Raw genomic sequence first — 20961 nt, 5'->3', positions numbered from 1 at the left:
GTTTTCCGAATCGGTGTAAGGGATTCGGATATGTAGGTCGGCAATCCCTTGCCGACGTATCGGCTCGGCGAAGGGCTTTGTCGGCAAGGGATTGCCGACCTACGTTCTCCCCTCCTGGCACGAATCCCTTACACCGATTCGGAAAACGCTCTAGCCGTTCGTGTCCAGGTACCCACACTCGCACTGAAATGTCCAGGGCGGTAACAGATTAAACGCTAAGTAGAAAATGGCCCAGTCCCCTTTTCATGGGCCATCGGCCGAAGGCCATCCCTCGTCCCCAAATAAAGTTAACTTACTGTTTGTGAGGAAAATAAAACGAAATCCTTACCTCGGCAAGTAAGGGTTTGACTAAAGCCCCGTCTGCGGTTCGGCCGATCGATCGCGATGCTCGTCCCACAGCCGCTTGAAACAGGTGTCGAGCCGGGATAATCGGGTATTGGAGGCTTCGAGACGATCGTAATCGGGGAAGCGCTGGGAATTTCCAGCGTCATACCACGCGGTCATATCCCGTTTCAGACTTTCCTTCTCCTGTACGGTGCGGGCGATGAGCTGGCGCGTCCATTCCTGGGTGGCGGCGGGCGTGAGCGGCGCTACGCGGTAGCGCAAGCCTGTTTCGAAGATCCTCACGCCGCCGCCTTCCGCCACGGTTCGGCGCAGGGATTCATGGTCGGACATTTCGACGCCGGCCAGATAATCGATGCCGAAATGGTAGAACTCCGGCAGCCACGGCGTAGTCGGCCCCATCAGCACGCTGACGGCGTTGCGGGACAGCTCGGCCAAGCGCGGGAAAGTCTTGTTGGGAATCGAACTCGCCGTGATGAATACCCATTCCGCCTCGGGTAGCAGATACTCGCAGGCTGCATCGGGCAGGTCGCCCGGCACCGGCTGGCGCTCCAGTACGGTGAGGTCCAGCCCGTGCTCGGCGGCAAATCGATCCAGCCCCGGATAGCGGCCGATCACGACGACGCGCCGTCCTTTCATTTCGGACAAGAAGTGTTCGAAAACCGCTAGATTGTTCCCGCCTTCCGGGTGGGGCGCCAGCGTAACGCCGGGCGGCGGAAGTTGCAGGCGATTGATACCGGCATTAACGGCCGCCATGCCGATCGTCGCCCGATAGGGATCGAAGTCGCGAACCCACGCTACCAGTCCGGAGAGGGATTTTCCGCTCAGGGTCCCGGCCCAGGGCAGCGTCCGGGTGGGGATGCCGGGACTCATTGCCAATCCGACGGCGTCGGCCTCGCAATAGGTCCATACCAGCCCGATCAATACCTCCCGAACCGGCGATGGACTGGAGGCGTAATCCTGTAACAGATCGTAGATTTCGTAAGGATTGTTCATGGTCTGCCTGATGGGCGTTGGAGGATCTTTCGACGAGGACGCTGCACTTTACTGGCCCAGCGGCCGGGCTTCGCTTGATCAAACGGTTTGATCAGGACCATCCGCGCCTCGGCTCGACGGCAAACGGGGTTTGTCCGATTCGAGTTCCGGCCGAATGGCGCTGTCATCGATCCGGTACCCATCCTACAACGCAGCGGTAAAAATCCGAGGATGCGGTTTCGGTGGTTTGTGCTGTGCGAACCACCCTATGCACTGAGTTTCAACGGTAGCCTGTATGGGATGAGCCGCGCCTGCGAAGCCTTTTTTGATCGGGAACCGCGTATATCAAAATGGCTCTTTGCGACGAGGCATAATCAATCCCCTAGCGCAGGCAACAGCTTAGGTTCCGATTTGATGACATCATCACGCCCCCAGGCGACCACGCCCTCTACGAACCAGCGCGGGTCTTTAGGGTGTGGCAAAACGACATCGTATTCGGCGAAGAAGGTGCCATCGGCATGAAACTTCATCTCGCCGACCCGGTGTCCGTTCGGATGGTGCCAATAGGCACAAAGGGTATCCTTGCCGCTGAAAGGATCGCGGCTGGTTTCGAAGCGAGCCTCGCTGAAAACCGGTTTCATCGTGATCTGTTCCGGCAGAAACCCCAATCCGTGAATTTCCGTGATCAGCCGCGCGCAAATAGCTTCGCCCAAAAGCTGATGGGCTTTCATCATCGGCTCGGTAGTATTCATGTCAGGGCCCCGGCGATTCAACCAAGGCTCGGTTCGGCGGTTCCGCGAAGCGGAGTCCCGGGTTTCGGCTCCTTGCTAGGCTCGGAAACCGTTTTGTGAAGCAGTCGGGTGAAGTTTATGGTCGATTTCATGCCTGATCCCATCGGCTTTGGTCCGCCAGGAATCAAGCAATGGCAATGCCACTTCTAGCTTGTTGATTTCTAAAAGGCTACTCGCCTTTCACCTGTCGGAAAGGCTACAAGAAACGATTTTCAGGTCGCTAAAACAACAAATCCCAGCCGAAGGGACTGGGATTTGGTCAACGTTGATAAGAACCAAGGCATTACATCTGCTCGCATAGCGTGTTCGGCTTTTTGCTCAGATTCGGCAGGACTTTGCGACTTAAACCGAGCCCCACGGCGATCAGCAAGAGCACGATCAGCGGGAATTCAACTACGGCAGCGGCCACCGCCATCAAAACAAAAAAACTTACCGCCACGAACAGCAATACGAATGGGACGATCCCAATAAGCAACAAAATATGCATAACCACCTCCATCATTTAAATTACGGAAATAATCATAACCAAAACTTCGGGGCTGTGCTGGCTATTTTCGTACCTAAATAGGAAATAATCGCTTTTTTCTTTTAGCATAATGCCATCCTATGGAAACAATATAGATCGGCTTATGCTGCGACGGATTCGATACAGGGGCGGTCCGTTATCCACTGTCAGAATCAAACAATCTCGTCGTGTGCCGTTTTCTGCCGACATGCCGGTCCTAAGCCTTTGATTCAAGGTCAGGTCGCTGATGCGCCCGAACAATCAATGACATAGCAATTTGTCATCAAACTTGAACAGAACCTGACCAAGCTGACGAATACCCCGAAGAAATGGGCGACCGCGCTGTCCATCCCCAAGCTTATCCACAGGGTTGTCCACGGGAATTGTGGATAGTCGAGCACGAACTTAGATCTGGAACTTACGGCCGCAAACCCGAAAACCAAATGAAAAAAAGACCGCGAAACGGCGACCTAACAACCGTTCCGCGGCAAAACATGGCGAATACCAAAACGTTCTCTAAGCTGGGACGACTTTGCTTCCCGCTGAAAATGGCCGTCCCCGAATACCGAACCAACCTGCCGAACGCTAAAGCCGGCGGTTCTTACAAGCGGAGCTCCTGACCGCCGCTTGCCCGGCTTCCGTAACCCGCAGCCTCGCCCGCCCGCACCCTCGGGATGCCGCCGCTCTCCGATTGGGCGAGGCGCAATAGATCACGAATCTCGCGATTGCACTTGCCGCAGGCGGTACCGACATTGAGGCAGTCGGTGATCTCCTTGCGCGTGCACGCCCCCGAGCGTATCGCCTCGCAGATTTGGCTTTCGGTAACCGCTTTGCAGATACAGATATACATGGAGATGCCTCAAATCATCGTCGTTCAATCGCGCGGCATCGGATTGGCCTCGAAGAGATAGTCGAGCCATAAATTGGACACTTTCTCCAGAGTCGTGTTCTGCCGCAAACGGGCGTTCAGGTGCGGGAAATCGACCTGGTCCAGATCCTGGTCCTGATTGAAACAGGTATAGACGAAGCGCTCCTTGCCGGTCTCCGGGTCCGTCTGCTTGCACATGCACTGGGCGCACACGCCTTTCATCATGCATTGCATGGGCGAGTTGATGGACCCGATGGCCACGTGGTTTTCCTTGAGATAAGGCTGCAAGACGCCGAACCGAGCCGCTTTGACCGCCGCCATCATGCGGTCCGAACCGATCGCGATGATGCGGTCGGCGGCATCGAGCGGAATGGGAATCTCCCCCAAGGCTCCGCTGGCGTAGGCGACCATAGCCTCCACGATGTTGCCGACGAAGGATTTGTCCTGCGGCCGGGTGGTGGAGATCGGAGTACCGCCCTTGCCCTTGTCGACGGACCACACGATCACGTCGGAAGCGTCCTCGATTTCCTTGACCTTGAAGACATCCTGGGCGCTCCGGTAGCCGGCGAAATACAGAACCCGGTTGCCGTTCTCGCGGAGCGCCTTGCCGATGGAGAACAGCACGGCATTGCCGAGGCCGCCGCCGAGCAGGAGCACGGTTTCGCCCTCGGGTATCTCGGTGGGCGCGCCGGTCGGGCCCATCAGCACGACCGGATCGCCGGGTTTCCAGGTGGCGCAGAGGCGCGAGGAGGTGCCCATTTCCAGGGCGATGACGCCGACCATGCCTTTCTCCCGGTCCACCCAGGCGCCGGTGAGAGCGATGCCTTCCGTTGCCAGCGAGGTGCCGTTCAGCCGAGGCGCGTAGAATTCGAAGTTCTGCACCCGGTAGAACTGCCCCGGCTGAAATTTGCGGGCGGCCATGGGCGCCTCGATGACGATCTCGACGATGGTGGGCGTCAGCCGCTTGACCTCCACGACCCTGGCCGTCAGCAGTTCGTCCAATTGCGCCTGAAACGCCGCGAGTTCCGCGTCCCGCTCGGATTGCGCCGCGGCATCGAGGCGGCTGAGTTCTTCCGCGAACAGCTTGACCACGTAAGGGTACCCGTCCTTGGCGCTGGCCATGGCCTTGACCACGTTGCCGGCGTATACCGGGTGATTGTCGCCGTAATAGGTGATGTACTTTCCGTCCTTTCCATAGGAGGTGAAGGGGGCCGGGACCAATTCTTTCGGCATGCCCCAGCCGTTCTTGGCTTCCATTTGCGGCGAGCCGTTCTCGCTCCACGCAGGTTCGAAGCGCTGGAAGAAATTGCCGTCGAGCTGGAACGTGCCGGGGAATTCGTTTTCGTAGATGGTGTTCGGCGAGGTGCCGGCGGCGACCAGGAGGGTACGCATGGGCACCACTGGCTGTTCGCCCGAATCGACCCAGCGTCCGTCGTCGCGCTTGACGAGCTTTTCGAAACGCACGGCCTGCAAATAACCGTACTCGTCGGTGATCGCCTCTTGCGGGTTCATGCCTTCGGCGAACACCAAACCCTCTTCCATCGCCTTGATGATTTCCTCGTGGTTCTGGCGATAGGCCGGCGAATCGTTCATGCCCTTGCGGTAGAACAGCGTCACGCCGCCCCATTGCCGGATGAGCGGCTCGAAATCGGGCGTTTCCCCGGTTGCTTCGGCGCGCCAGCGCTCGGCGCGAACGGCGCGGCCATGGTCCAGGAATTCATCCAAAATGGCCAACTCTTCACCGTCGAAACGCGAACGAACCTGGGTGTCTCCGTACCGGGCGACGAGGCGCTCGTAACGGTCGAGCGTCTTTTCCACCTGCACCGGGTAATATGCCAGGAGCTCGGTTACGGCGTCGGTCGCGGTGAGGCCGCCCCCGATTACGCCGGCCGGCAGCCGCACTTGAAGATTGGAGAGCGAAGACTGTTTCGCCGCCCCGGAGAGTTGCAATGCCATGAGAAAATCCGAAGCCTTGCGGATGCCGCGGGCGAGATTGTTCTTGAGGCCGATCATGGTCGGCTTGCCCGCCCCGCTGGCGATGGCGATATGGTCGAAGCCCAGTTCCCAGGCGTCGTCTATGGACAGCGTGCTGCCCAGGCGTACCCCGCCGTAGATGCTGAAGTTTCGGCGCCGGGCCAGGGTCAGATAAACCACCTTGAGGAAGTTCTTGTCCCAGCGCACGGTGATGCCGTATTCGGCGACGCCGCCGAAGCCCATCAGGACGCGCTCGTCGAGGTTCTCGTACAGCATGTGGAAATCGTCCACCGCTTCGGGAATCCCCGCATCCTTTCCGGTCAGCTCTTCCGGCAAAGGCTCGATCTTCAGGGCATCGATGGCCACTACCCCGAAACCTTCGTTGAGTAGATAGTGGGAAAGCGTATAGCCGGCCGGTCCCAAGCCCACCACCAGTACCTTCTTCCCGTTATAAGGCAAGGCGTAGGGCCTTTTGAGATTCAGCGGATTCCAGCGGGTCAGGAGGCTGTAGATCTCGAAGCCGTACGGCATGAACAGCACGTCCGTGAGAATGTTGGTTTCCACTTGCGGAATGTTGACCGGCTCGGTGACGCGCTGGAACACGCAGGCCTTCATGCATTCGTTGCAGATGCGATGGCCGGTGCCGGGGGCCATGGGGTTGTCCGCCACGATCATGGCCAGGGCGGCGATGTTGTCTCCCTGCTGCTTCAGGGCGAAGGCTTCCGAAATGCGTTCCTCCAAAGGACAGCCGATCTGCGTCACATCCAGCGGATTGTGGCGGAACTCGCCCTCTTTGGTGCGCTGCCCCTTGGAGCAGTAATCGTTGTTGCGCTCGTGACAGATGACGCAGCGATCCACTTCGTAATTCGCTTCGCGCGCCGAGGCGCGTAGGTCGGTCAAGGCGAACCCGTCGCGCCGGCGACGTTTATCCAGAGGACCCGCCAGCACCTCGAAGCCCTTGCGCGGTTCGGCATGGCATTCGACCAGATGCTCGTAATCGATGCGCTCCGGCTGTTTCAGGGAGACCCAATCCGTGACCTTCGCGCGGATGGTGGGATGGTGCAGGGCCGCGTAGCTCCAGCGTTCCACCCAATCGAGCAGCCGCTGGACGAAAGCCGGGTGCTCGGCCTCCGCTAGCGCCGCGGCGAAACGTAGGCGGGCGCCGTCGTCGGCTTTGAGACTTTGGCGCAACTCGGCTGCATCGGCGTCGGCATCACCTTGATACGATGCCGTTTCTCCCTTGGCCTGCGCCTGATAATGCTTCGCCAGCGCATCCAGCCGCATCGCGACCACAGCGAGCGCCTGCTCGGGATCGAGATCCGGCGCGCCATCCTCGAGGCTTATCCGCTTCAAGTCTTCGATCGCGGAATCGAGTTCATCGAGATCGAAGCCGGCCAGCGCTTCGGCGTCGAACTTTTGCGCGGCGCGTTTGACCACCGAATTCTTGTAGGCGAAAACGGTTTCGAACTCACGGGCCGCAGCGGCGCATTGAGTCTCGCGCTCTCCTTCCACGTTGAACAGGCGCGCGACGAAGCGCCCGAGGTAAGGCGCCGTGCTGAGCAGCGCGTTCGCGACCTCGGCGGGAGGCAGCTTGCCGTCCTTATCCTCGCGGCAAGCAATGTAGGCGCGATGAACCTCCGGGTCTTCCGCCGCCAGAGTCTCATCGAAGACATCGTAAAGTTCCTTAAGACGCTCCGGGTCGTACAAGTCCCGGTAGTCGAAACCCGGAACGCCCAAGGTAAAGTCGCGTCGGGCGAATGGCTCGCCGACCGTGGCGCAGCGCTGCGTAAGATTCATGATCGAATTTACCCCTTGACTCGTACGGTATTTGGGTCCGTCTCAAGCAGAAGGCATGCCATCGATCGTTTTTCATCTAAAGCCTACCGAGAATAGGGTTTTTTGACCGATATTCGGATCGAAGCCGCTTGTTATCTTTGTTACGAAATCCGGCCGGTTTGAATGTTTTTGTAGTGAACGTGACAAACAGGCGAGCCTCCGCTCGAACCGACGCCTCGGAATCGGGAGAGCCGCCGAGCGAAAGTCCAGACAAGGCTTGGATTTCATTGGCCTCGATACCGCGTTTCGGTACCGAAGAAGAACCTGCGAATGTCGGGCAAGCCCCTTGCATCGAACCATTCCGGCCGACTTTGTTGAAAACCCGACAAATCCCTCCGCCACGCTCGGCGAAATTTTAATTTAGAACTCAAAGCCTTACGAATAACCATCGCATTGGTACGGGCCTTGCTTAGTCTAGGTAACCCGGCAAAACCGACCGCTCGGGGCGAGCGGCCCGGCTTTTTGTTGAAAGCGAACCCGGAGAAACCAATGCCCACGAAACTACCGATTTATCTCGACTATTCGGCGACGACCCCGGTTGATCCGCGCGTGGCGGAAAAAATGATTCCCTTTCTGACCGAAGAGTTCGGCAATCCGGCCAGCCGCTCCCATAGCTTCGGCTGGACCGCCGAAAAGGCGGTGGAAGACGCCCGGGCCGAGGTAGCGAAGCTGGTCAACGCCGATCCCAAGGAAATCGTTTGGACCTCCGGCGCGACCGAGTCGGACAACCTGGCGATCAAAGGCGCGGCTTATTTTTACCAGACCAAGGGCCGCCATCTCATCACCGTCAAGACCGAACACAAGGCGGTGCTCGATACCATGCGGGAACTGGAAGCCCAGGGTTTCGAGGTAACCTACCTCGACCCCATGCCCAACGGCCTCCTCGATCTGGACGCATTCCGAGCGGCGATACGTCCCGACACCATCGTCGCCTCGGTGATGCACGTCAACAACGAGATCGGCGTGATTCAGGACATCGCCGCCATCGGCGCCATCTGCCGCGAGAAGGGCGTGATCTTCCACGTCGACGCGGCGCAATCCACCGGCAAGGTCGAAATCGACCTCTCCAAGCTGCCGGTCGACCTGATGTCGTTTTCCGCTCACAAGACCTACGGCCCCAAGGGGATCGGCGCGCTCTACGTGCGGCGCCAGCCGCGGGTGCGCCTGAAGGCGATGATGCACGGCGGCGGCCACGAGCGGGGTCTGCGTTCCGGCACCCTGGCCACCCACCAGATCGTCGGCATGGGCGAAGCGTTCCGTCTGGCCCGCGAGGATATGGCGGAGGAAACGAAGCGCATAGGCCGCCTTCGGGACAAGCTGCTCGCTGCCGTAAAGAATATCGAGGAGGTTTATATCAACGGCGACCTCGAACAGCGGATACCGCATAACCTCAACATCAGCTTCAACTACGTGGAAGGCGAATCCCTGATGATGGCGCTCAAGGATCTCGCCGTATCCAGCGGTTCCGCCTGCACCTCCGCCAGCCTCGAACCCTCCTACGTTCTCCGGGCGCTCGGGCGCAGCGACGAGCTGGCGCACAGTTCCATCCGGTTCACCCTTGGCCGCTACACCACCGAGGAGGAAGTGGATTTCGCGATCTCCCTGATCAAGGAAAAAGTCGATCGACTGCGCGACCTGTCTCCGTTGTGGGAGATGTACAAGGAAGGCATCGATCTCAACTCGGTTCAATGGGCCGCCGCGCATTAAGCGGATATCGTCAATCATTCACCAATTGGAGACCACCATGGCGTACAACGAAAAAGTTATCGATCACTACGAAAATCCCCGCAACGTCGGCTCCTTCGGCAAAGAGGAAGAAGGGGTAGGCACCGGCGTGGTCGGCGCGCCCGCTTGCGGCGACGTGATGAAACTGCAAATCAAGGTCAACGACGAAGGCGTGATCGAAGACGCGAAGTTCAAAACCTACGGCTGCGGCTCGGCAATCGCCTCCAGCTCATTGGTGACCGAGTGGGTCAAGGGCAAGACCGTCGAGGAGGCGCTGGCCATCAAGAATACCGAGATCGCCGAGGCCCTGGCCCTGCCGCCGGTAAAAATCCACTGCTCGGTTCTCGCCGAGGATGCGATCAAGGCCGCCGTCAACGATTACCGGGCGAAAAGCGGCACGGACGAAGCCGGCTACGACGTCTGCAAATCCGCTGCGTAAAACGAGGAGAGCATTATGAGTGCCATGGTTGACATTCAGGACCTGACCCCTCCCCCTTCTCCCGTCATCTTCAGCAGCAACGCGGCCGCCAAGGTCAGCGAACTGATCGCCGAAGAAGGCAATCCCGACCTGAAGCTTAGGGTCTATGTCTCCGGGGGCGGCTGTTCCGGCTTTCAGTACGGTTTTTCCTTCGAGGAAGTCATCGCCGATGACGACACCACGGTCGAAACCGACGGGGTGATCCTCATGGTCGACCCCGCCAGCCTGCAATATCTGGCCGGCGCCGAGATCGATTATCAGGAAGGGCTGGAAGGATCGCGCTTCGTGATCAAGAACCCCAACGCCGCTTCGACGTGCAGCTGCGGCAGCTCGTTCTCGGTCGGCGGCTCCGGCTGCTCGTCCCAGTAAATCTTCGGCGACAAACGGGAGTTCAGATTATGGCAGTAACCTTGACCGAAAAAGCGGCGCGCCAGGTGCAGAAGCATCTGGCCGCCCGCGGCACGGGTCTGGGGCTTAGGGTGGCCGTCAAAACCTCCGGGTGTTCCGGCCTCGCTTACGCCCTGGAGTTCGTCGACGAATCCGCTCCGGAAGATTGCACGTTCGAAAGTTTCGGCGTCACTTTGCTGGTCGACCCGAAAAGCCTGGCCTATCTCGACGGAACCGAGCTGGATTACGTGCGCGAAGGCCTGAACGAGGGTTTCAAGTTCAACAATCCCAACGTTAAGGCCGAGTGCGGTTGCGGCGAGAGTTTCAACGTTTGATCAAGGTGTGACCATGACCCCGGAGGCGACCCGCAATTATTTCGAGTTGTTCCAACTGCCGCCCCTGTTCCAGCTCGATCTGGACCAGCTCGATCGTCAGTATCGGGAGATGCAGGCCCGCGTGCATCCCGACAAGGCGGCGCACCTGAGCGACACGGAAAAGCGTCTGTTCCTGCAATGGGCGACGCTCGCCAACGAGGCCTACAGCACCTTGAAACGCCCCTTGGACCGGGCGCGCTATCTGCTCCGGATTCACGGCGTCGACACGCGGGAAGAAGACAATACGGCAATGCCGGCGGAGTTTCTGCTGGAACAAATCGAGTGGCGCGAGGAGCTGCATGCCGCGATGGCCCTCAAGAGCCTTACGGCACTCGATAGCCTGGCAGCGCGCCTGAGAACGGAGATGAACAGCTTGCTGGGCTCGCTCGCCACTCTGCTCGATGTGGAACGGCGTCATCCGGCGGCGGCGGACGTGGTCCGCCAGCTCGCCTTTCTCGAGAAGCTCGGTCGCGATATCGATCAAGCCCAAACCGAATTGGAGGAATGATGCTGCTGCAAATTTCCGAACCCGGCATCAAAGCCCCTAAACCGCGGCGTATTGCGGTGGGGATCGACCTCGGCACCACCCATTCTCTGGTCGCCACGGTCAACGATCAGGGCCCGCAGGTACTCGAAGACGGACAGGGCCGCGTCCTGCTGCCTTCGGTGGTGCACTACCGTGCCGATCGCGCGGTGGATGTCGGCCATGACGCCATGGCGTGGCAGAACGATGATCCCGAGAACACTTTCGTATCGGTGAAACGCTTTATGGGCCGCGGCCGCGACGATCTGCCGGAACGGCACGGCGCCCCTTATCGATTTGCCGATACGCCCGGCATGGTGCAGTTCGAAACTCAGGCAGGAACGGTGAGTCCGGTCCAGGTTTCGGCGGAAATTCTCAAAGCCCTGCGCGAGCGGGCAATCCAGGCCCTGGGCGACGAAATCGCCGGCGCGGTGATCACGGTCCCCGCCTATTTCGACGATGCCCAGCGCCAAGCGACCAAGGATGCCGCGAAACTCGCCGGCCTCGAAGTGTTCCGCCTGTTGAACGAGCCCACCGCGGCCGCCGTGGCGTATGGACTCGATCAGGCCGCCGAAGGCGTCTACGCGGTTTATGATCTCGGCGGCGGCACCTTCGATATTTCAATACTCAAACTCACCCGGGGCGTCTTCGAAGTGCTGGCGACCAACGGCGATCCGGCGCTGGGCGGGGACGATTTCGACCGGGCCGTTTATGACTGGCTGCTCAGGGAAACCGCCACCCCGGCCCCGACTGCCGGCGACGCGCGCAGGCTGCTGACCGCGGCACGTGCGGCCAAGGAACGCCTCTCCGAACAATCCACAGCGCAAATTTCCACGCCGCTGTCCAACGGCTCCGTGGTGAAGTGCAGCCTGTCGCGGGAAACCTTCGATGCGCTGACCGAAGATCTGGTAAAGCGAAGCATGGCGCCGGTCCGCAAGGCGCTCCGCGATGCCGGCCTGTCGATCGGCGACATCAAGGGCGTCGTCCTGGTGGGCGGAGCCACCCGCATGCCCTGCATCCGCAAGGCCGTGGCGGATTTCTTTCAGCAGCAGCCGCTCGTAGATCTGGACCCGGACAAGGTGGTAGCCATCGGCGCCGCCCTGCAGGCCAACGCCCTGGCGGGGAACCGCGGCGACGACGACTGGCTGTTGCTCGACGTGATTCCGCTCTCGCTGGGCATCGAGACCATGGGCGGACTGACCGAAAAGATCATTCCCAGGAACTCCACCCTGCCGCTGGCGCGCGCCCAGGAATTCACCACCTGGAAGGACGGGCAGACCGCCATGAGCATCCATGTGGTACAGGGCGAACGCGAACTGGTCAGCGAATGCCGCTCGCTGGCGCGCTTCGAGCTGCGCGGCATCCCTCCGATGGTGGCGGGCGCGGCCCGGGTCCGGGTGACATTCCAGGTGGACGCCGACGGTCTCTTGAGCGTATCGGCCGCCGAGCAGACCAGCGGGGTCGAGGCCAAGATCGAGGTCAAGCCGTCCTATGGTCTGAACGATGCCGATATCACCCGTATGATCGAGGACTCTTACAAACACGCTCAGGACGACATCGAGGCGCGGCGCCTGCGCGAACAGAAAGTCGAGGCGCTCCGCCTGCTCGAGGCGACCGAAGCGGCCTTGGCCGAAGATTCCGAACTTCTGTCCGCGGACGAGCTCGCGATCATTACCGAGGGGATGCAGGTCCTAAAACAAGCCGTCGACGGCACCGATTGGGAGGCAATCAAGAAAGCCGCCGATGCACTCAACGAGGCGAGCACCGAGTTCGCCGGACGGCGCATGGACCACAGCATCAAGAAGGCATTGGCCGGACAGAAACTCGAAGAATTGGACGCATGACTATGAACACGCGGCAATTCTCATTTTTCCTAAAAACCCGCGTTTTCGTAGGGTGGGTTAGACGCGCATCACCTCGGAGCCGATCGATGTCCATGAAGCCTCACGCGCGTCGTAACCCACCGTTCGAGGTGCGACGCCGGCATGGAGGGTTAGGGCGCGCGGGGAGGTCGGTGCGAAATGGAAACGCCGCGTCTGTGCGCGCCTAATTTACTCTACATAAAGGAAGAAGAGATGAGCACACGCACCGACAACTGCCACGTCAGAGGTAGTACATGACCATGCCGAACATCACCATCCTCCCTCATTCCGAACTCTGCCCGGAAGGTGCGGTCGTACCTGCCCGCAGAGGACAGACCATCTGCGAAGCGCTGCTCGACGCCGGCATCGAAATCGAGCACGCCTGCGAACACGCCTGCGCCTGCTCGACCTGCCACGTCATCGTGCGGGAAGGCTACTCGACGCTGGATAGCGCCGACGAGAACGAGGAAGACATGCTGGACCGCGCCTGGGGGCTTGAGCCTCATTCCAGGCTGGCTTGCCAGGCTTTCGTCACCGGCGCCGATCTGACCATCGAGATTCCGCGCTACAGCCGCAATCTGGCGAAGGAAAAGAAGGCCTGACGATGGAATCCAGGAAGGTCGTCATCAACGATACCACTCTGCGCGACGGCGAACAGACCGCCGGGGTCGCCTTCAACTGGGAGGAGAAGCTCGCCATCGCTAGCGCCCTGGCCGCCGCCGGTGTTCCCGAAATGGAAGTCGGCATCCCGACGATGGGACCGGAAGAACGCGAGATCATCGCCGCCATTGCGGCGCTCGACCTGCCCTCGCGGCTGATGGTCTGGGGCCGGATGTGCGAGGCCGATCTGGAAGCGGCTACCGGCTGCGGGGCGCATCTGGTCAATTTGTCGATTCCGGTATCGGATATCCAGTTGCGCCATAAGGTCGGCCGCGATCGCGACTGGGCTATCGCGACGATAAGCCGTGTCGTGCCACGCGCGCTGGCTACCGGCATGGATGTTTGCGTGGGCGCCGAGGACGCCTCGCGCGCCGACCCCGAATTTCTGCTGCGGGTCGCGGAAACCGCCCAGCGGGCGGGTGCGAGGCGCATCCGCTTTGCCGACACCCTGGGGATACTCGACCCGATTGCCACCTTCGAACGTATCCGGCGGCTGGTCGACGCCGTGGATCTCGAAGTCGAGATGCATGCCCACAACGATTTCGGCCTCGCCACCGCCAATACCCTGGTTGCGATCCAGGCGGGCGCCAGCCATGTCAACACCACGGTCAACGGCCTCGGCGAACGCGCCGGCAATGCCGCCCTCGAAGAGACGGTCATGGCCCTGCACCAGTTGTATCAGTTGCCCACCGGCATCGATGTCAGCCGATTCGGAGCGATTTCCGAGCTCGTCGCCAAAGCGTCGGGACGTCCGGTAGCGCCCAACAAGAGCATCGTCGGCGAGGCCGTGTTTACCCACGAGGCGGGCATACACGTCGATGGCATCCTCAAGAACGTACTCAATTATCAGGGCGTAAATCCCAAGGATCTCGGGCGCGAACACCGCCTGGTGCTTGGCAAGCATTCGGGAACGCACGGCGTCATCCAGCGCTTTCGCGACCTCGGGATAGAGCTGACCGAAATCGCCGCCGCTCAGCTTCTGCGCAGAATCCGCCTGCATGCGAATCAAACCAAGCGCGCGCCGAGCACGGCCGAGCTCATGAGTTTTTATCGGGAAACGGCGGCGTCGGAACCCATCCCCGCCCTGCCCGGCCTGCCCGATGCGCTTACGATCCGAAATCAACCTTAGAAAGGCATCTCCATGAATCCGGTACTGCAACGCATAGAAGGTTTCTCCGCGGCCGAGGAGTTCTTCGATTTTTTCGGCATTCCGTATCAAGCCGACGTCGTGAACGTCAACCGCCTGCACATCCTGAAGCGCTTCAACCAATACCTTGCCAGATCGCCGATCCCGGACGACCTGGACGAAGCTTCGGCCTGGAACATCTGCAAGGAATATCTGACCCGCGCACATGATGATTTCGTGACCTCGAACGCGGCCCAGGAAAAAGTGTTCAAGGTCTTTCAGGATCAGGACGGCAAGAGCATTTCGCTGGAGAGCATGAAGGCCAGCCTTTCGACCCGGAAACGAGAGGCTAGCGACGGCAAGCCCGGCACCATCTAAAAACGAATCCGTTTGATCTTGCTACGAGGAATAAAGAATGGCTAAACCCGAAAAACACGTGTTCGTCTGCGCCCAATCGAGACCTCCCGGACATCCGCGCGGATCTTGCGCGCAATTGGGCTGCGCGGCGGTGCTCCAGACCTTCGCCCAGCAATTCGAGGCCGGCCAGCTCCACGGAAAATTCCAGCTGACCAGCACCGGCTGTCTCGGCGCGTGCGACTTGGGGCCCACCGTCATCGTTTACCCCGATGCCGTGATGTACACCAAGGTCAAGCCGGAAGACGTGGGCGAGATCGTCAGCGAGCACCTGCAAAAAGGCGAACCCGTGGAACGCCTGTTAGCACCCGCGGCGGTTTGGTCTTGAGGAATCCCGATCGTGGAGCGCGGAACAGCCATGCGTGAAGTCTTTTATGCCGGCGACGTGCCGCCCAAGGTCGGCGGCCTGCTCGAGGAAGCCATGAGCGCCTATGCCGACACGGCGCGAGCCGAAGCGCTGTTGCAGCAGGCGCGGCAAGAGGCGCCCGAAGCTCTGCCGGTGTATTTCTCGCTCTACAAATTCTATTTCTACAAGGGCCGGCTGGCGGACGCCGAGGAAGCGGCGCGCTCGGCCTTGAAAACCGCCGCGCGTCAAGGCGGCTTTCCGGAAAGCTATGCGAGCCTGACCCCGGAAACTGCGGACTGGACCCTGCACAACAGTCCCCAGCATTTCTACCTTTTTTCGCTCAAGGCGCTGGCCTTCATCCGCTTGCGCCAGGGCGATGCTCGCGGCTGCGAGGAAATACTCGGTAAATTGAGGGAACTGGACTCCGCCGACACGGTCGGCGGCTCGGTGATCGGCTCCCTCGCCGCGGGATTGTAATCCGTCATGGAAGATCCGACCCACTCAATCTCCGTGACGTATTGAATTTTCAATCCACAAAAAACAAGACGAGGTAATCACATGTCGACTCTGACCATAATGCCATCCGGAAAAACCGTCGAGGTCCAGGAAGGGATGAGCCTTTTGGAGGCGATACTGGCGGCCGGCGAAGAAATCATGCACAAGTGCGGCGGCAACGCCGAGTGCGGCAGCTGCCACATCTTCGTGCAAGCCGGCAAAAAGGGGGTATCCAGGACCGCTGCTCCGGAGCACGCGAAACTGGACACGATCGTGGGCGTGGGCTCCAAATCCCGCCTGGCGTGCCAAGCCAAGGTTCTGGGGACGGAAGACATCACCGTCGAGTTGCTGGGCTTTGCGTCCGGATTTTGAGATCCGGCCGTCATAATCGTGGCGGGTGCGACAAATTCGCACCTGCCGGCAGACCTAATTCCAAATTCCAAATCGCTTTCAATTAAGGAATTCATTTTTGTAGGGTGGGTTAGGCCGCAAGGCCGTAACCCACCGAGCAACCTCGAATCGGTGGGTTACGCTTCGCTAACCCACCCTACGATTAATGTTCACTCGAATGCCCAACGGAATAAGCCGATTGATTAACTAATGAGAGGATCAGCAATGAGCATCGAAAATACCATCCGCGAACAGATCGCGACCCATCCGGTCCTCCTCTACATGAAAGGGGTACCCGATATGCCGCAATGCGGTTTTTCCGCCAAGGCCGTTGCGGCACTTCAGTCCACCGGCGTTCCCTTCGCTTACGTCAATGTGCTCCAGGCGCCTTCGATCCGGGAGAAGCTGCCCAGCATCTCGGAGTGGCCCACCTTTCCCCAATTGTTCGTGAACGGCGAACTCGTCGGCGGCAGCGATATCGTTGCGGAAATCGCGCAGAAGGGCGAGCTCAAGCCCATGCTGGAAAAAGCCGTCGCCGGCAAAAAAGCGGACTGATCGCCATGGAGATCGCGGAAGTCCGTAGCCTGATCGAAACCGGCCTGCCCGATTGCCAACTCTCGGTTGAAGGCGAAGGCTGTAATTTCTCGATCGTGATCATCGGGGAGGCTTTCGAAGGCTTATCGCCGGTCCGGCGTCAGCAAAAAGTTCTGGCAACCGTCAAAGGACCCCTGGCAAGCGGCGCGTTGCACGCCATCAGCATGAAGGTCTATACGCCTTCCGAATGGCAGCGGGAACAGCAAGGCGGAACGGGCGCCGCGCCTAACGCTCCGTCTACGGAGTGAGGCTGCGGGATGGTTTTTGATTGACTGACGAGAGATCGATCTATGCCGATTTACGACTTTCATTGCAAGCAATGTGACAAAACCTTCGAATTACTGGTGAGCCTGTCCGCCGTTCCGTCCTGTCCGGAGTGCGGGGCACAGACCTTGGAAAAACTACCTTCACTGACGGCCCCTCAAGGCAAAACGGCCGGCCTGGTGTCGAAGGCCCGAGCGCAAGCCGCGCGGGAAGGCCATTTCAGCAACTACTCCGCTTCCGAGCGTCCGCGCATCAAGTCGTAGCGATAAGTCATCGATACAGAAATTCCGAATCTCAGGATAAAACCGCCATGGCTACTTATATCAAAACCACAGAAGACGGCCGCAAGGTTGAGGTCATCGGTATGGCCATCTGTCTCGAAGGCAAGAAGGAGGCCGACCGACTGATTCCGATCCACGAGCACCCGAACTGGGCAGCCATACTAAAGGCCGTGCCGGACGCCACCCATATCGCAGGCCGCTTGCCGCTGACGGCGGAAGAAGCCGCCACCGCCCAAGCCGCGCTGGACGAGGCGAAGGCCGCTTACGAATCCAGCCCGCTAGGAATCGCGGAACGCATACGCATGGCACAAAGAAACGCTATCGCAAACCGGGATTGAGATTTTGTAGGTCAGCAATTCCTTGCCGACGAATGTACTCGATGGGCACGCTATGCTTTGCCCATCCTGCGGCTATAAATCATCTGACCCGCATAGGATGCGGGCTCCAACGATGTGATAGAAGAGTCGCGGAAGATACAACGGAATCACTCCATTACGGCGGATTGTTTGGCTGGATTCTCAGTCTTGCGGCCGGTTCCTTTCGGTTGATCGGAAAAGCGCCAGACGGGAAAATGGCGGAACGCTCATGCCGGCATATCATGCGAGCACGTCGCGGCAGCGACGAACTGGCGTTGGCGGGCGGACCGACGCGGGAAACCGCCTAAACTTTGTTCCAGGGCTTAAACGAATGTATCCGGACTCCGTAAGATCGTCCGCGGTGTCTGTTTGCTTTCATGCCCCGCGCCGCTCGGCAGGGCGCTAGGCGATACAGTGGGGACAACAGGGGGAAGATGTGATGAACAACATTGGTCGAGCTGAGCTTCTAGTAGTTTCTTTGGCCCTTTCCCTAGGAATCGCTGTTAGCGGCTACTTTGTCAGCCAAACGTTGTATAACGCCAAGGTCGGCATTAACACCGCGGAGGTGAAGGGCCTAGCCGAGAGGCGGGTCGAGGCGGATCGGGCCTATTGGAAGATCCAGTACACCGTATCCGGAAGCGGAACGACCCCGGTGTCAAAACTCTATGAACAGTCGGAAGCTGATCAGTCGCGGATCGTGTCGCTGCTCCTGGAAAGCGGTTTTGAGAAGTCGGAAGTTTCGCCCGGTGTCATTGACTACGAGAAAAAAGAGTTCCGGGACGACAAGCAACAGCTTGTCGAAGAGAAACATGTGCTTGTCGGATCGATTGACGTCGAAACCGGCAAAGTTCGTTTGGTTTCGGAAGCGAGATCGAAGCTAAACAGGCTAATAGCCCAGGGCATTGATATACAGAACAACGCGCCAGCCTATCACTTCACGAAGCTAAACGAGATAAAGCCAGCCATGGTAAAGGAAGCGACTACAAACGCTCGTATTGCCGCGAACGAGTTCGCGGCCGATGCCGGAGTCAAGGTTGGCGGCATAAGGGACGCGCAGCAGGGTGGCTTCATTATTCGTGATGTCGGTGAGGAGTACGGCGACACCAAGAGCATTGAGAAAGAGGTCCGGCTCGTTACGACCATCACCTTCTATCTCACGGATTAGCTCGCGTAGGGCGCATTCGGTGGAATGGCGGCTCCGCCGGTGCGCCTGGAGGGTCGTTCTGGTGCTCCCAATCGCAAACGTCGCTTTAGAGCGTTTTCATCGCGCTCGTACGGCAAAACCAGCTTGGCGGACGTCGTTGGCGCCTTCGGCTCGGGTGAATGGATTCAAGCATTCGTAGGTCGGCAACCCTTTGCCGACGAAGACGCTCGGCGGGGACGTGGCGTCGGGAAAGGATTCCCGACCTACGCGCGAGTGCCCGTACAGTAGATATGAAAATGCTCTAAGTACATTCAGGGAAGTCTTGCGGCATAGGCAACCTGCAGGACAACCCCGCCAATCAAGCCAAACAGTCGAGATTCCGCAAGTATTTGCGGAATGTACTTAGCGACCTTCCAATCGCAAACGGCCTGGCCGGGAGCGCCGGCCAGCCCCTCCCCGGACAACCGTTTGTGATTGGAATACGGGAGTACCCTACTCCGCTCTACGCGGGCTGTTCACGCCATCGCTCAGGCAGCCCGCTGATCCCGTCCAGCACGCCGGGGGCGCCGTCGGCGGAACGGATCTTCCTCGGGATCGTGGCGACGGGATCGCATTTCCAGTCGATTTGCCGCTACTCGGCCTTCACGACACGAACAAGCGGCTTTCGAAGCGCCTCACCGCGACCAACATGGCCTTGACCGCTGCGCGCGCCACCTCATCTCGGTACAGGCTGCTCTTGCTCGCCGACCGCATCTTGAATTCGTAGGTCGCCCAGATCGCACCGGAATCAACCTGGTCCGCGGCCTCCACCGCGGTGAGGCCCCTTATGCGTTTCCTCGTTCAGAATCGCCCAATCGAGCGAATTGCCGCCACGGTCACCGACGATTCCGGGATGGAGGATGATGCACGTGTACCGTTTCCAAATGTCGCGGGGAATGACCGACCTGGGCGAGCATCGGACATAGCACCAGGTCGGGCTGGAACTGATGAACCGCCTGGCGCATCGCCTCCGCTGTCGTCGCGGCCGCAATGCCGTAACCCACCAGGCAACCGACTGGATACCCGATCGATATCGGATGACTACTTGCGGTAAGTGCTGTATACGTAATCCGACTGCTTCTGGGGTACATGGCAAGAAAAACATTCGTTCTTCGCGTCCTTGACCACTCTTTCCTGGGTATCTCCTTTGAATCCCTCGAAACCCCATCCTCCGGTTTCCTTGAACTTCTCGGAATCCTTCTCCATTACCCCAAGAACTTTTCGGTCACCCTCCACGATGGCATTGTTCTCGCTCTTCGCCTCGAGGAGATCGAAAATCAGCACTGAACCATCGGGATAGGTATCGCCCTTGGTCATGGCCTTCAGTGCCTCGTCATTGGCATAGATATGATGAATTCCGCCGAAGGAATCATAGAGAGGATGCCCTTGCTGGATCACCATTGACTTTACGCGAGTCCAGTCTCGATAAGCTTCGGGATACTTGACCTTAGCCTCCTCCGACCATGTAGTGCCCGCCAGGAACAGGTTAAGGGTGATTCCGATGGACACGATCCTGACTATACGTTTCTTCATCGCTTTACCTCCCAGTAAGTTAATGCCCGTCTAATGCAAGATCTAAGTACATTCCGTAAACTTTTACGGAATCTCGACAGATTAGTTTGATTGGCGGGTTTCTCCTGTAGTGGTGCCTATGCCGCAAGACTTCCCTGAATGTACTTAGAGCGTTTTCCGTCCCGGTGTACGGATTCGTTCCTGGAGGGGAGAGCGTAGGTCGGCAATCCCTTCCCAATCGCAAACGGTCGCTTTAGTCGCGACCCTTCCAATCGCAAACGGTCGCTTTAGTCGCGACCCTTCCAATCGCAAACGGCATCTCTGGGAGCGCCAGAGCTGCCCTTCCGACAAAGCCCTTCGCCGAGCCGATACGTCGGCAAGGGATTGCCGACCTACATATCCGAATCCCTTACACCGACTCGGAAAACGCTCTAGCCGCAGGGGAAGCCGTCGTTCAGATAAGCTGCTGCGCGGCGGTTTCTCTTCGGCCGGTACCCACCGGGCCATCTCCGCCGTCAGCAGGCCCGCCGACAAACTCCCATTTCGTCATCGTTCGTGCTCCTGCCGGGGGTCGCGTCCTGCGGCTTTTTCAACCCGAACAGAAGACTTCTCATTCCCGTTAGCCTGACGCAAAAACGCTCTAATGCGACTGCGTTTTCCGCTGGGTCAGGTACCGGAGACACTGTCCAAGCCTATCGAA

General features: G+C 59.3%; 23 protein-coding genes. 17 read left to right on the top strand and 6 right to left on the bottom strand.

Translation table 11 applies throughout. The features are described from left to right. Positions 1-348: 348 nt before the first annotated feature. From ABJK70_RS06705 to ABJK70_RS06685, 5 genes are all read right to left on the bottom strand, one after another. Positions 349-1338, bottom strand: coding sequence for a DUF364 domain-containing protein (locus ABJK70_RS06705; protein WP_077729106.1), 990 nt, complete (start codon positions 1336-1338; stop codon positions 349-351). Between the two features lie 353 nt (positions 1339-1691). Continuing rightward, positions 1692-2069 carry a hypothetical protein gene (locus ABJK70_RS06700; protein ID WP_077729105.1) on the bottom strand — a complete coding sequence of 126 codons (378 nt, stop codon included), beginning with the start codon at positions 2067-2069 and terminating at the stop codon, positions 1692-1694. A gap of 322 nt (positions 2070-2391) precedes the next feature. After that, complete coding sequence (locus ABJK70_RS06695; protein ID WP_077729104.1) at positions 2392-2595, bottom strand: hypothetical protein; 204 nt, start codon at positions 2593-2595, stop codon at positions 2392-2394. A 619-nt stretch (positions 2596-3214) separates the two neighbouring features. Next, positions 3215-3463, bottom strand: coding sequence for a (2Fe-2S)-binding protein (locus ABJK70_RS06690; protein ID WP_133716884.1), 249 nt, complete (start codon positions 3461-3463; stop codon positions 3215-3217). A 24-nt stretch (positions 3464-3487) separates the two neighbouring features. After that, a complete protein-coding gene (locus ABJK70_RS06685) occupies positions 3488-7252 on the bottom strand; it encodes a pyridine nucleotide-disulfide oxidoreductase (protein WP_347257606.1) in 3765 nt (1254 codons plus the stop codon). 528 nt (positions 7253-7780) lie between these two features. On the opposite strand from ABJK70_RS06685, the gene ABJK70_RS06680 reads away from it, so the two are divergent. The 17 genes from ABJK70_RS06680 to ABJK70_RS06600 all read left to right on the top strand — a co-directional run bounded on the left by ABJK70_RS06680 (position 7781) and on the right by ABJK70_RS06600 (position 18731). Continuing rightward, positions 7781-8998: an IscS subfamily cysteine desulfurase gene (locus tag ABJK70_RS06680; protein ID WP_077729101.1), complete on the top strand. Its 1218-nt coding sequence runs from the start codon at positions 7781-7783 to the stop codon at positions 8996-8998. 37 nt (positions 8999-9035) lie between these two features. Continuing rightward, the gene (gene iscU / locus ABJK70_RS06675) at positions 9036-9455 is read left to right on the top strand and encodes a Fe-S cluster assembly scaffold IscU (protein ID WP_077729100.1); all 420 of its coding nucleotides are present in this window, start codon (positions 9036-9038) and stop codon (positions 9453-9455) included. A 24-nt stretch (positions 9456-9479) separates the two neighbouring features. Beyond that, a complete protein-coding gene (gene erpA, locus ABJK70_RS06670; protein ID WP_240502434.1) occupies positions 9480-9863 on the top strand; it encodes an iron-sulfur cluster insertion protein ErpA in 384 nt (127 codons plus the stop codon). A 29-nt stretch (positions 9864-9892) separates the two neighbouring features. After that, positions 9893-10216: an iron-sulfur cluster assembly protein IscA gene (iscA, locus tag ABJK70_RS06665; protein ID WP_077729098.1), complete on the top strand. Its 324-nt coding sequence runs from the start codon at positions 9893-9895 to the stop codon at positions 10214-10216. A gap of 13 nt (positions 10217-10229) precedes the next feature. Then, complete coding sequence (gene hscB / locus ABJK70_RS06660; RefSeq protein WP_077729097.1) at positions 10230-10763, top strand: Fe-S protein assembly co-chaperone HscB; 534 nt, start codon at positions 10230-10232, stop codon at positions 10761-10763. Further along, a complete protein-coding gene (gene hscA, locus ABJK70_RS06655; RefSeq protein ID WP_168175360.1) occupies positions 10760-12622 on the top strand; it encodes a Fe-S protein assembly chaperone HscA in 1863 nt (620 codons plus the stop codon). Before hscB ends, hscA begins: the two co-directional genes overlap by 4 nt. Positions 12623-12900: 278 nt before the next feature. After that, complete coding sequence (gene fdx / locus ABJK70_RS06650; protein WP_086135507.1) at positions 12901-13242, top strand: ISC system 2Fe-2S type ferredoxin; 342 nt, start codon at positions 12901-12903, stop codon at positions 13240-13242. 2 nt (positions 13243-13244) lie between these two features. Next, positions 13245-14429, top strand: coding sequence for a homocitrate synthase (gene nifV / locus ABJK70_RS06645; protein ID WP_077729095.1), 1185 nt, complete (start codon positions 13245-13247; stop codon positions 14427-14429). Positions 14430-14441: 12 nt separating this feature from the next. After that, a complete protein-coding gene (locus tag ABJK70_RS06640) occupies positions 14442-14804 on the top strand; it encodes a nitrogenase-stabilizing/protective protein NifW (protein ID WP_077729094.1) in 363 nt (120 codons plus the stop codon). 37 nt (positions 14805-14841) lie between these two features. After that, on the top strand, positions 14842-15168 hold the full coding sequence (locus ABJK70_RS06635) for a (2Fe-2S) ferredoxin domain-containing protein (RefSeq protein ID WP_077729093.1): 327 nt from the start codon (positions 14842-14844) through the stop codon (positions 15166-15168). A gap of 30 nt (positions 15169-15198) precedes the next feature. After that, a complete protein-coding gene (locus ABJK70_RS06630; RefSeq protein ID WP_077729092.1) occupies positions 15199-15663 on the top strand; it encodes a hypothetical protein in 465 nt (154 codons plus the stop codon). Between the two features lie 81 nt (positions 15664-15744). Beyond that, positions 15745-16053 (top strand): 2Fe-2S iron-sulfur cluster-binding protein, encoded by a 309-nt coding sequence (locus ABJK70_RS06625; protein ID WP_077729091.1) that lies wholly within the window; start codon positions 15745-15747, stop codon positions 16051-16053. Between the two features lie 243 nt (positions 16054-16296). Continuing rightward, a complete protein-coding gene (grxD, locus tag ABJK70_RS06620) occupies positions 16297-16626 on the top strand; it encodes a Grx4 family monothiol glutaredoxin (protein WP_086135390.1) in 330 nt (109 codons plus the stop codon). Positions 16627-16631: 5 nt separating this feature from the next. Next, entirely contained in the window at positions 16632-16913 is a 282-nt protein-coding gene (locus ABJK70_RS06615) for a BolA/IbaG family iron-sulfur metabolism protein (RefSeq protein WP_347257605.1), read from the top strand. Between the two features lie 42 nt (positions 16914-16955). Continuing rightward, positions 16956-17192, top strand: coding sequence for a zinc ribbon domain-containing protein (locus tag ABJK70_RS06610; protein WP_077729088.1), 237 nt, complete (start codon positions 16956-16958; stop codon positions 17190-17192). A 47-nt stretch (positions 17193-17239) separates the two neighbouring features. Continuing rightward, positions 17240-17548: a hypothetical protein gene (locus tag ABJK70_RS06605; protein ID WP_077729087.1), complete on the top strand. Its 309-nt coding sequence runs from the start codon at positions 17240-17242 to the stop codon at positions 17546-17548. A 457-nt stretch (positions 17549-18005) separates the two neighbouring features. Next, on the top strand, positions 18006-18731 hold the full coding sequence (locus ABJK70_RS06600; RefSeq protein WP_347257604.1) for an SIMPL domain-containing protein: 726 nt from the start codon (positions 18006-18008) through the stop codon (positions 18729-18731). 1059 nt (positions 18732-19790) lie between these two features. Here the strand turns inward: ABJK70_RS06600 and ABJK70_RS06595 are convergent. Continuing rightward, positions 19791-20282, bottom strand: coding sequence for a cytochrome P460 family protein (locus ABJK70_RS06595; protein ID WP_347257603.1), 492 nt, complete (start codon positions 20280-20282; stop codon positions 19791-19793). Between the last annotated feature and the right edge of the window lie 679 nt (positions 20283-20961).

Source organism: Methylocaldum sp. (assembly GCF_039794385.1).
Classification (GTDB): domain Bacteria; phylum Pseudomonadota; class Gammaproteobacteria; order Methylococcales; family Methylococcaceae; genus Methylocaldum.
Note: the sequence above shows the minus strand (reverse complement) of the source record. Positions and strands in the feature narration are given on the sequence as shown.

Bases quoted from the DNA above. Each gene is read 5' to 3' on its own strand.
- ABJK70_RS06705 (WP_077729106.1), bottom strand. From the start codon at position 1,338: ATGAACAATCCTTACGAAATCTACGATCTGTTACAGGATTACGCCTCC.
- ABJK70_RS06700 (WP_077729105.1), bottom strand. From the start codon at position 2,069: ATGAATACTACCGAGCCGATGATGAAAGCCCATCAGCTTTTGGGCGAA.
- ABJK70_RS06695 (WP_077729104.1), bottom strand. From the start codon at position 2,595: ATGCATATTTTGTTGCTTATTGGGATCGTCCCATTCGTATTGCTGTTC.
- ABJK70_RS06690 (WP_133716884.1), bottom strand. From the start codon at position 3,463: ATGTATATCTGTATCTGCAAAGCGGTTACCGAAAGCCAAATCTGCGAG.
- ABJK70_RS06685 (WP_347257606.1), bottom strand. From the start codon at position 7,252: ATGAATCTTACGCAGCGCTGCGCCACGGTCGGCGAGCCATTCGCCCGA.
- ABJK70_RS06680 (WP_077729101.1), top strand. From the start codon at position 7,781: ATGCCCACGAAACTACCGATTTATCTCGACTATTCGGCGACGACCCCG.
- iscU (WP_077729100.1), top strand. From the start codon at position 9,036: ATGGCGTACAACGAAAAAGTTATCGATCACTACGAAAATCCCCGCAAC.
- erpA (WP_240502434.1), top strand. From the start codon at position 9,480: ATGGTTGACATTCAGGACCTGACCCCTCCCCCTTCTCCCGTCATCTTC.
- iscA (WP_077729098.1), top strand. From the start codon at position 9,893: ATGGCAGTAACCTTGACCGAAAAAGCGGCGCGCCAGGTGCAGAAGCAT.
- hscB (WP_077729097.1), top strand. From the start codon at position 10,230: ATGACCCCGGAGGCGACCCGCAATTATTTCGAGTTGTTCCAACTGCCG.
- hscA (WP_168175360.1), top strand. From the start codon at position 10,760: ATGATGCTGCTGCAAATTTCCGAACCCGGCATCAAAGCCCCTAAACCG.
- fdx (WP_086135507.1), top strand. From the start codon at position 12,901: ATGCCGAACATCACCATCCTCCCTCATTCCGAACTCTGCCCGGAAGGT.
- nifV (WP_077729095.1), top strand. From the start codon at position 13,245: ATGGAATCCAGGAAGGTCGTCATCAACGATACCACTCTGCGCGACGGC.
- ABJK70_RS06640 (WP_077729094.1), top strand. From the start codon at position 14,442: ATGAATCCGGTACTGCAACGCATAGAAGGTTTCTCCGCGGCCGAGGAG.
- ABJK70_RS06635 (WP_077729093.1), top strand. From the start codon at position 14,842: ATGGCTAAACCCGAAAAACACGTGTTCGTCTGCGCCCAATCGAGACCT.
- ABJK70_RS06630 (WP_077729092.1), top strand. From the start codon at position 15,199: ATGCGTGAAGTCTTTTATGCCGGCGACGTGCCGCCCAAGGTCGGCGGC.
- ABJK70_RS06625 (WP_077729091.1), top strand. From the start codon at position 15,745: ATGTCGACTCTGACCATAATGCCATCCGGAAAAACCGTCGAGGTCCAG.
- grxD (WP_086135390.1), top strand. From the start codon at position 16,297: ATGAGCATCGAAAATACCATCCGCGAACAGATCGCGACCCATCCGGTC.
- ABJK70_RS06615 (WP_347257605.1), top strand. From the start codon at position 16,632: ATGGAGATCGCGGAAGTCCGTAGCCTGATCGAAACCGGCCTGCCCGAT.
- ABJK70_RS06610 (WP_077729088.1), top strand. From the start codon at position 16,956: ATGCCGATTTACGACTTTCATTGCAAGCAATGTGACAAAACCTTCGAA.
- ABJK70_RS06605 (WP_077729087.1), top strand. From the start codon at position 17,240: ATGGCTACTTATATCAAAACCACAGAAGACGGCCGCAAGGTTGAGGTC.
- ABJK70_RS06600 (WP_347257604.1), top strand. From the start codon at position 18,006: ATGAACAACATTGGTCGAGCTGAGCTTCTAGTAGTTTCTTTGGCCCTT.
- ABJK70_RS06595 (WP_347257603.1), bottom strand. From the start codon at position 20,282: ATGAAGAAACGTATAGTCAGGATCGTGTCCATCGGAATCACCCTTAAC.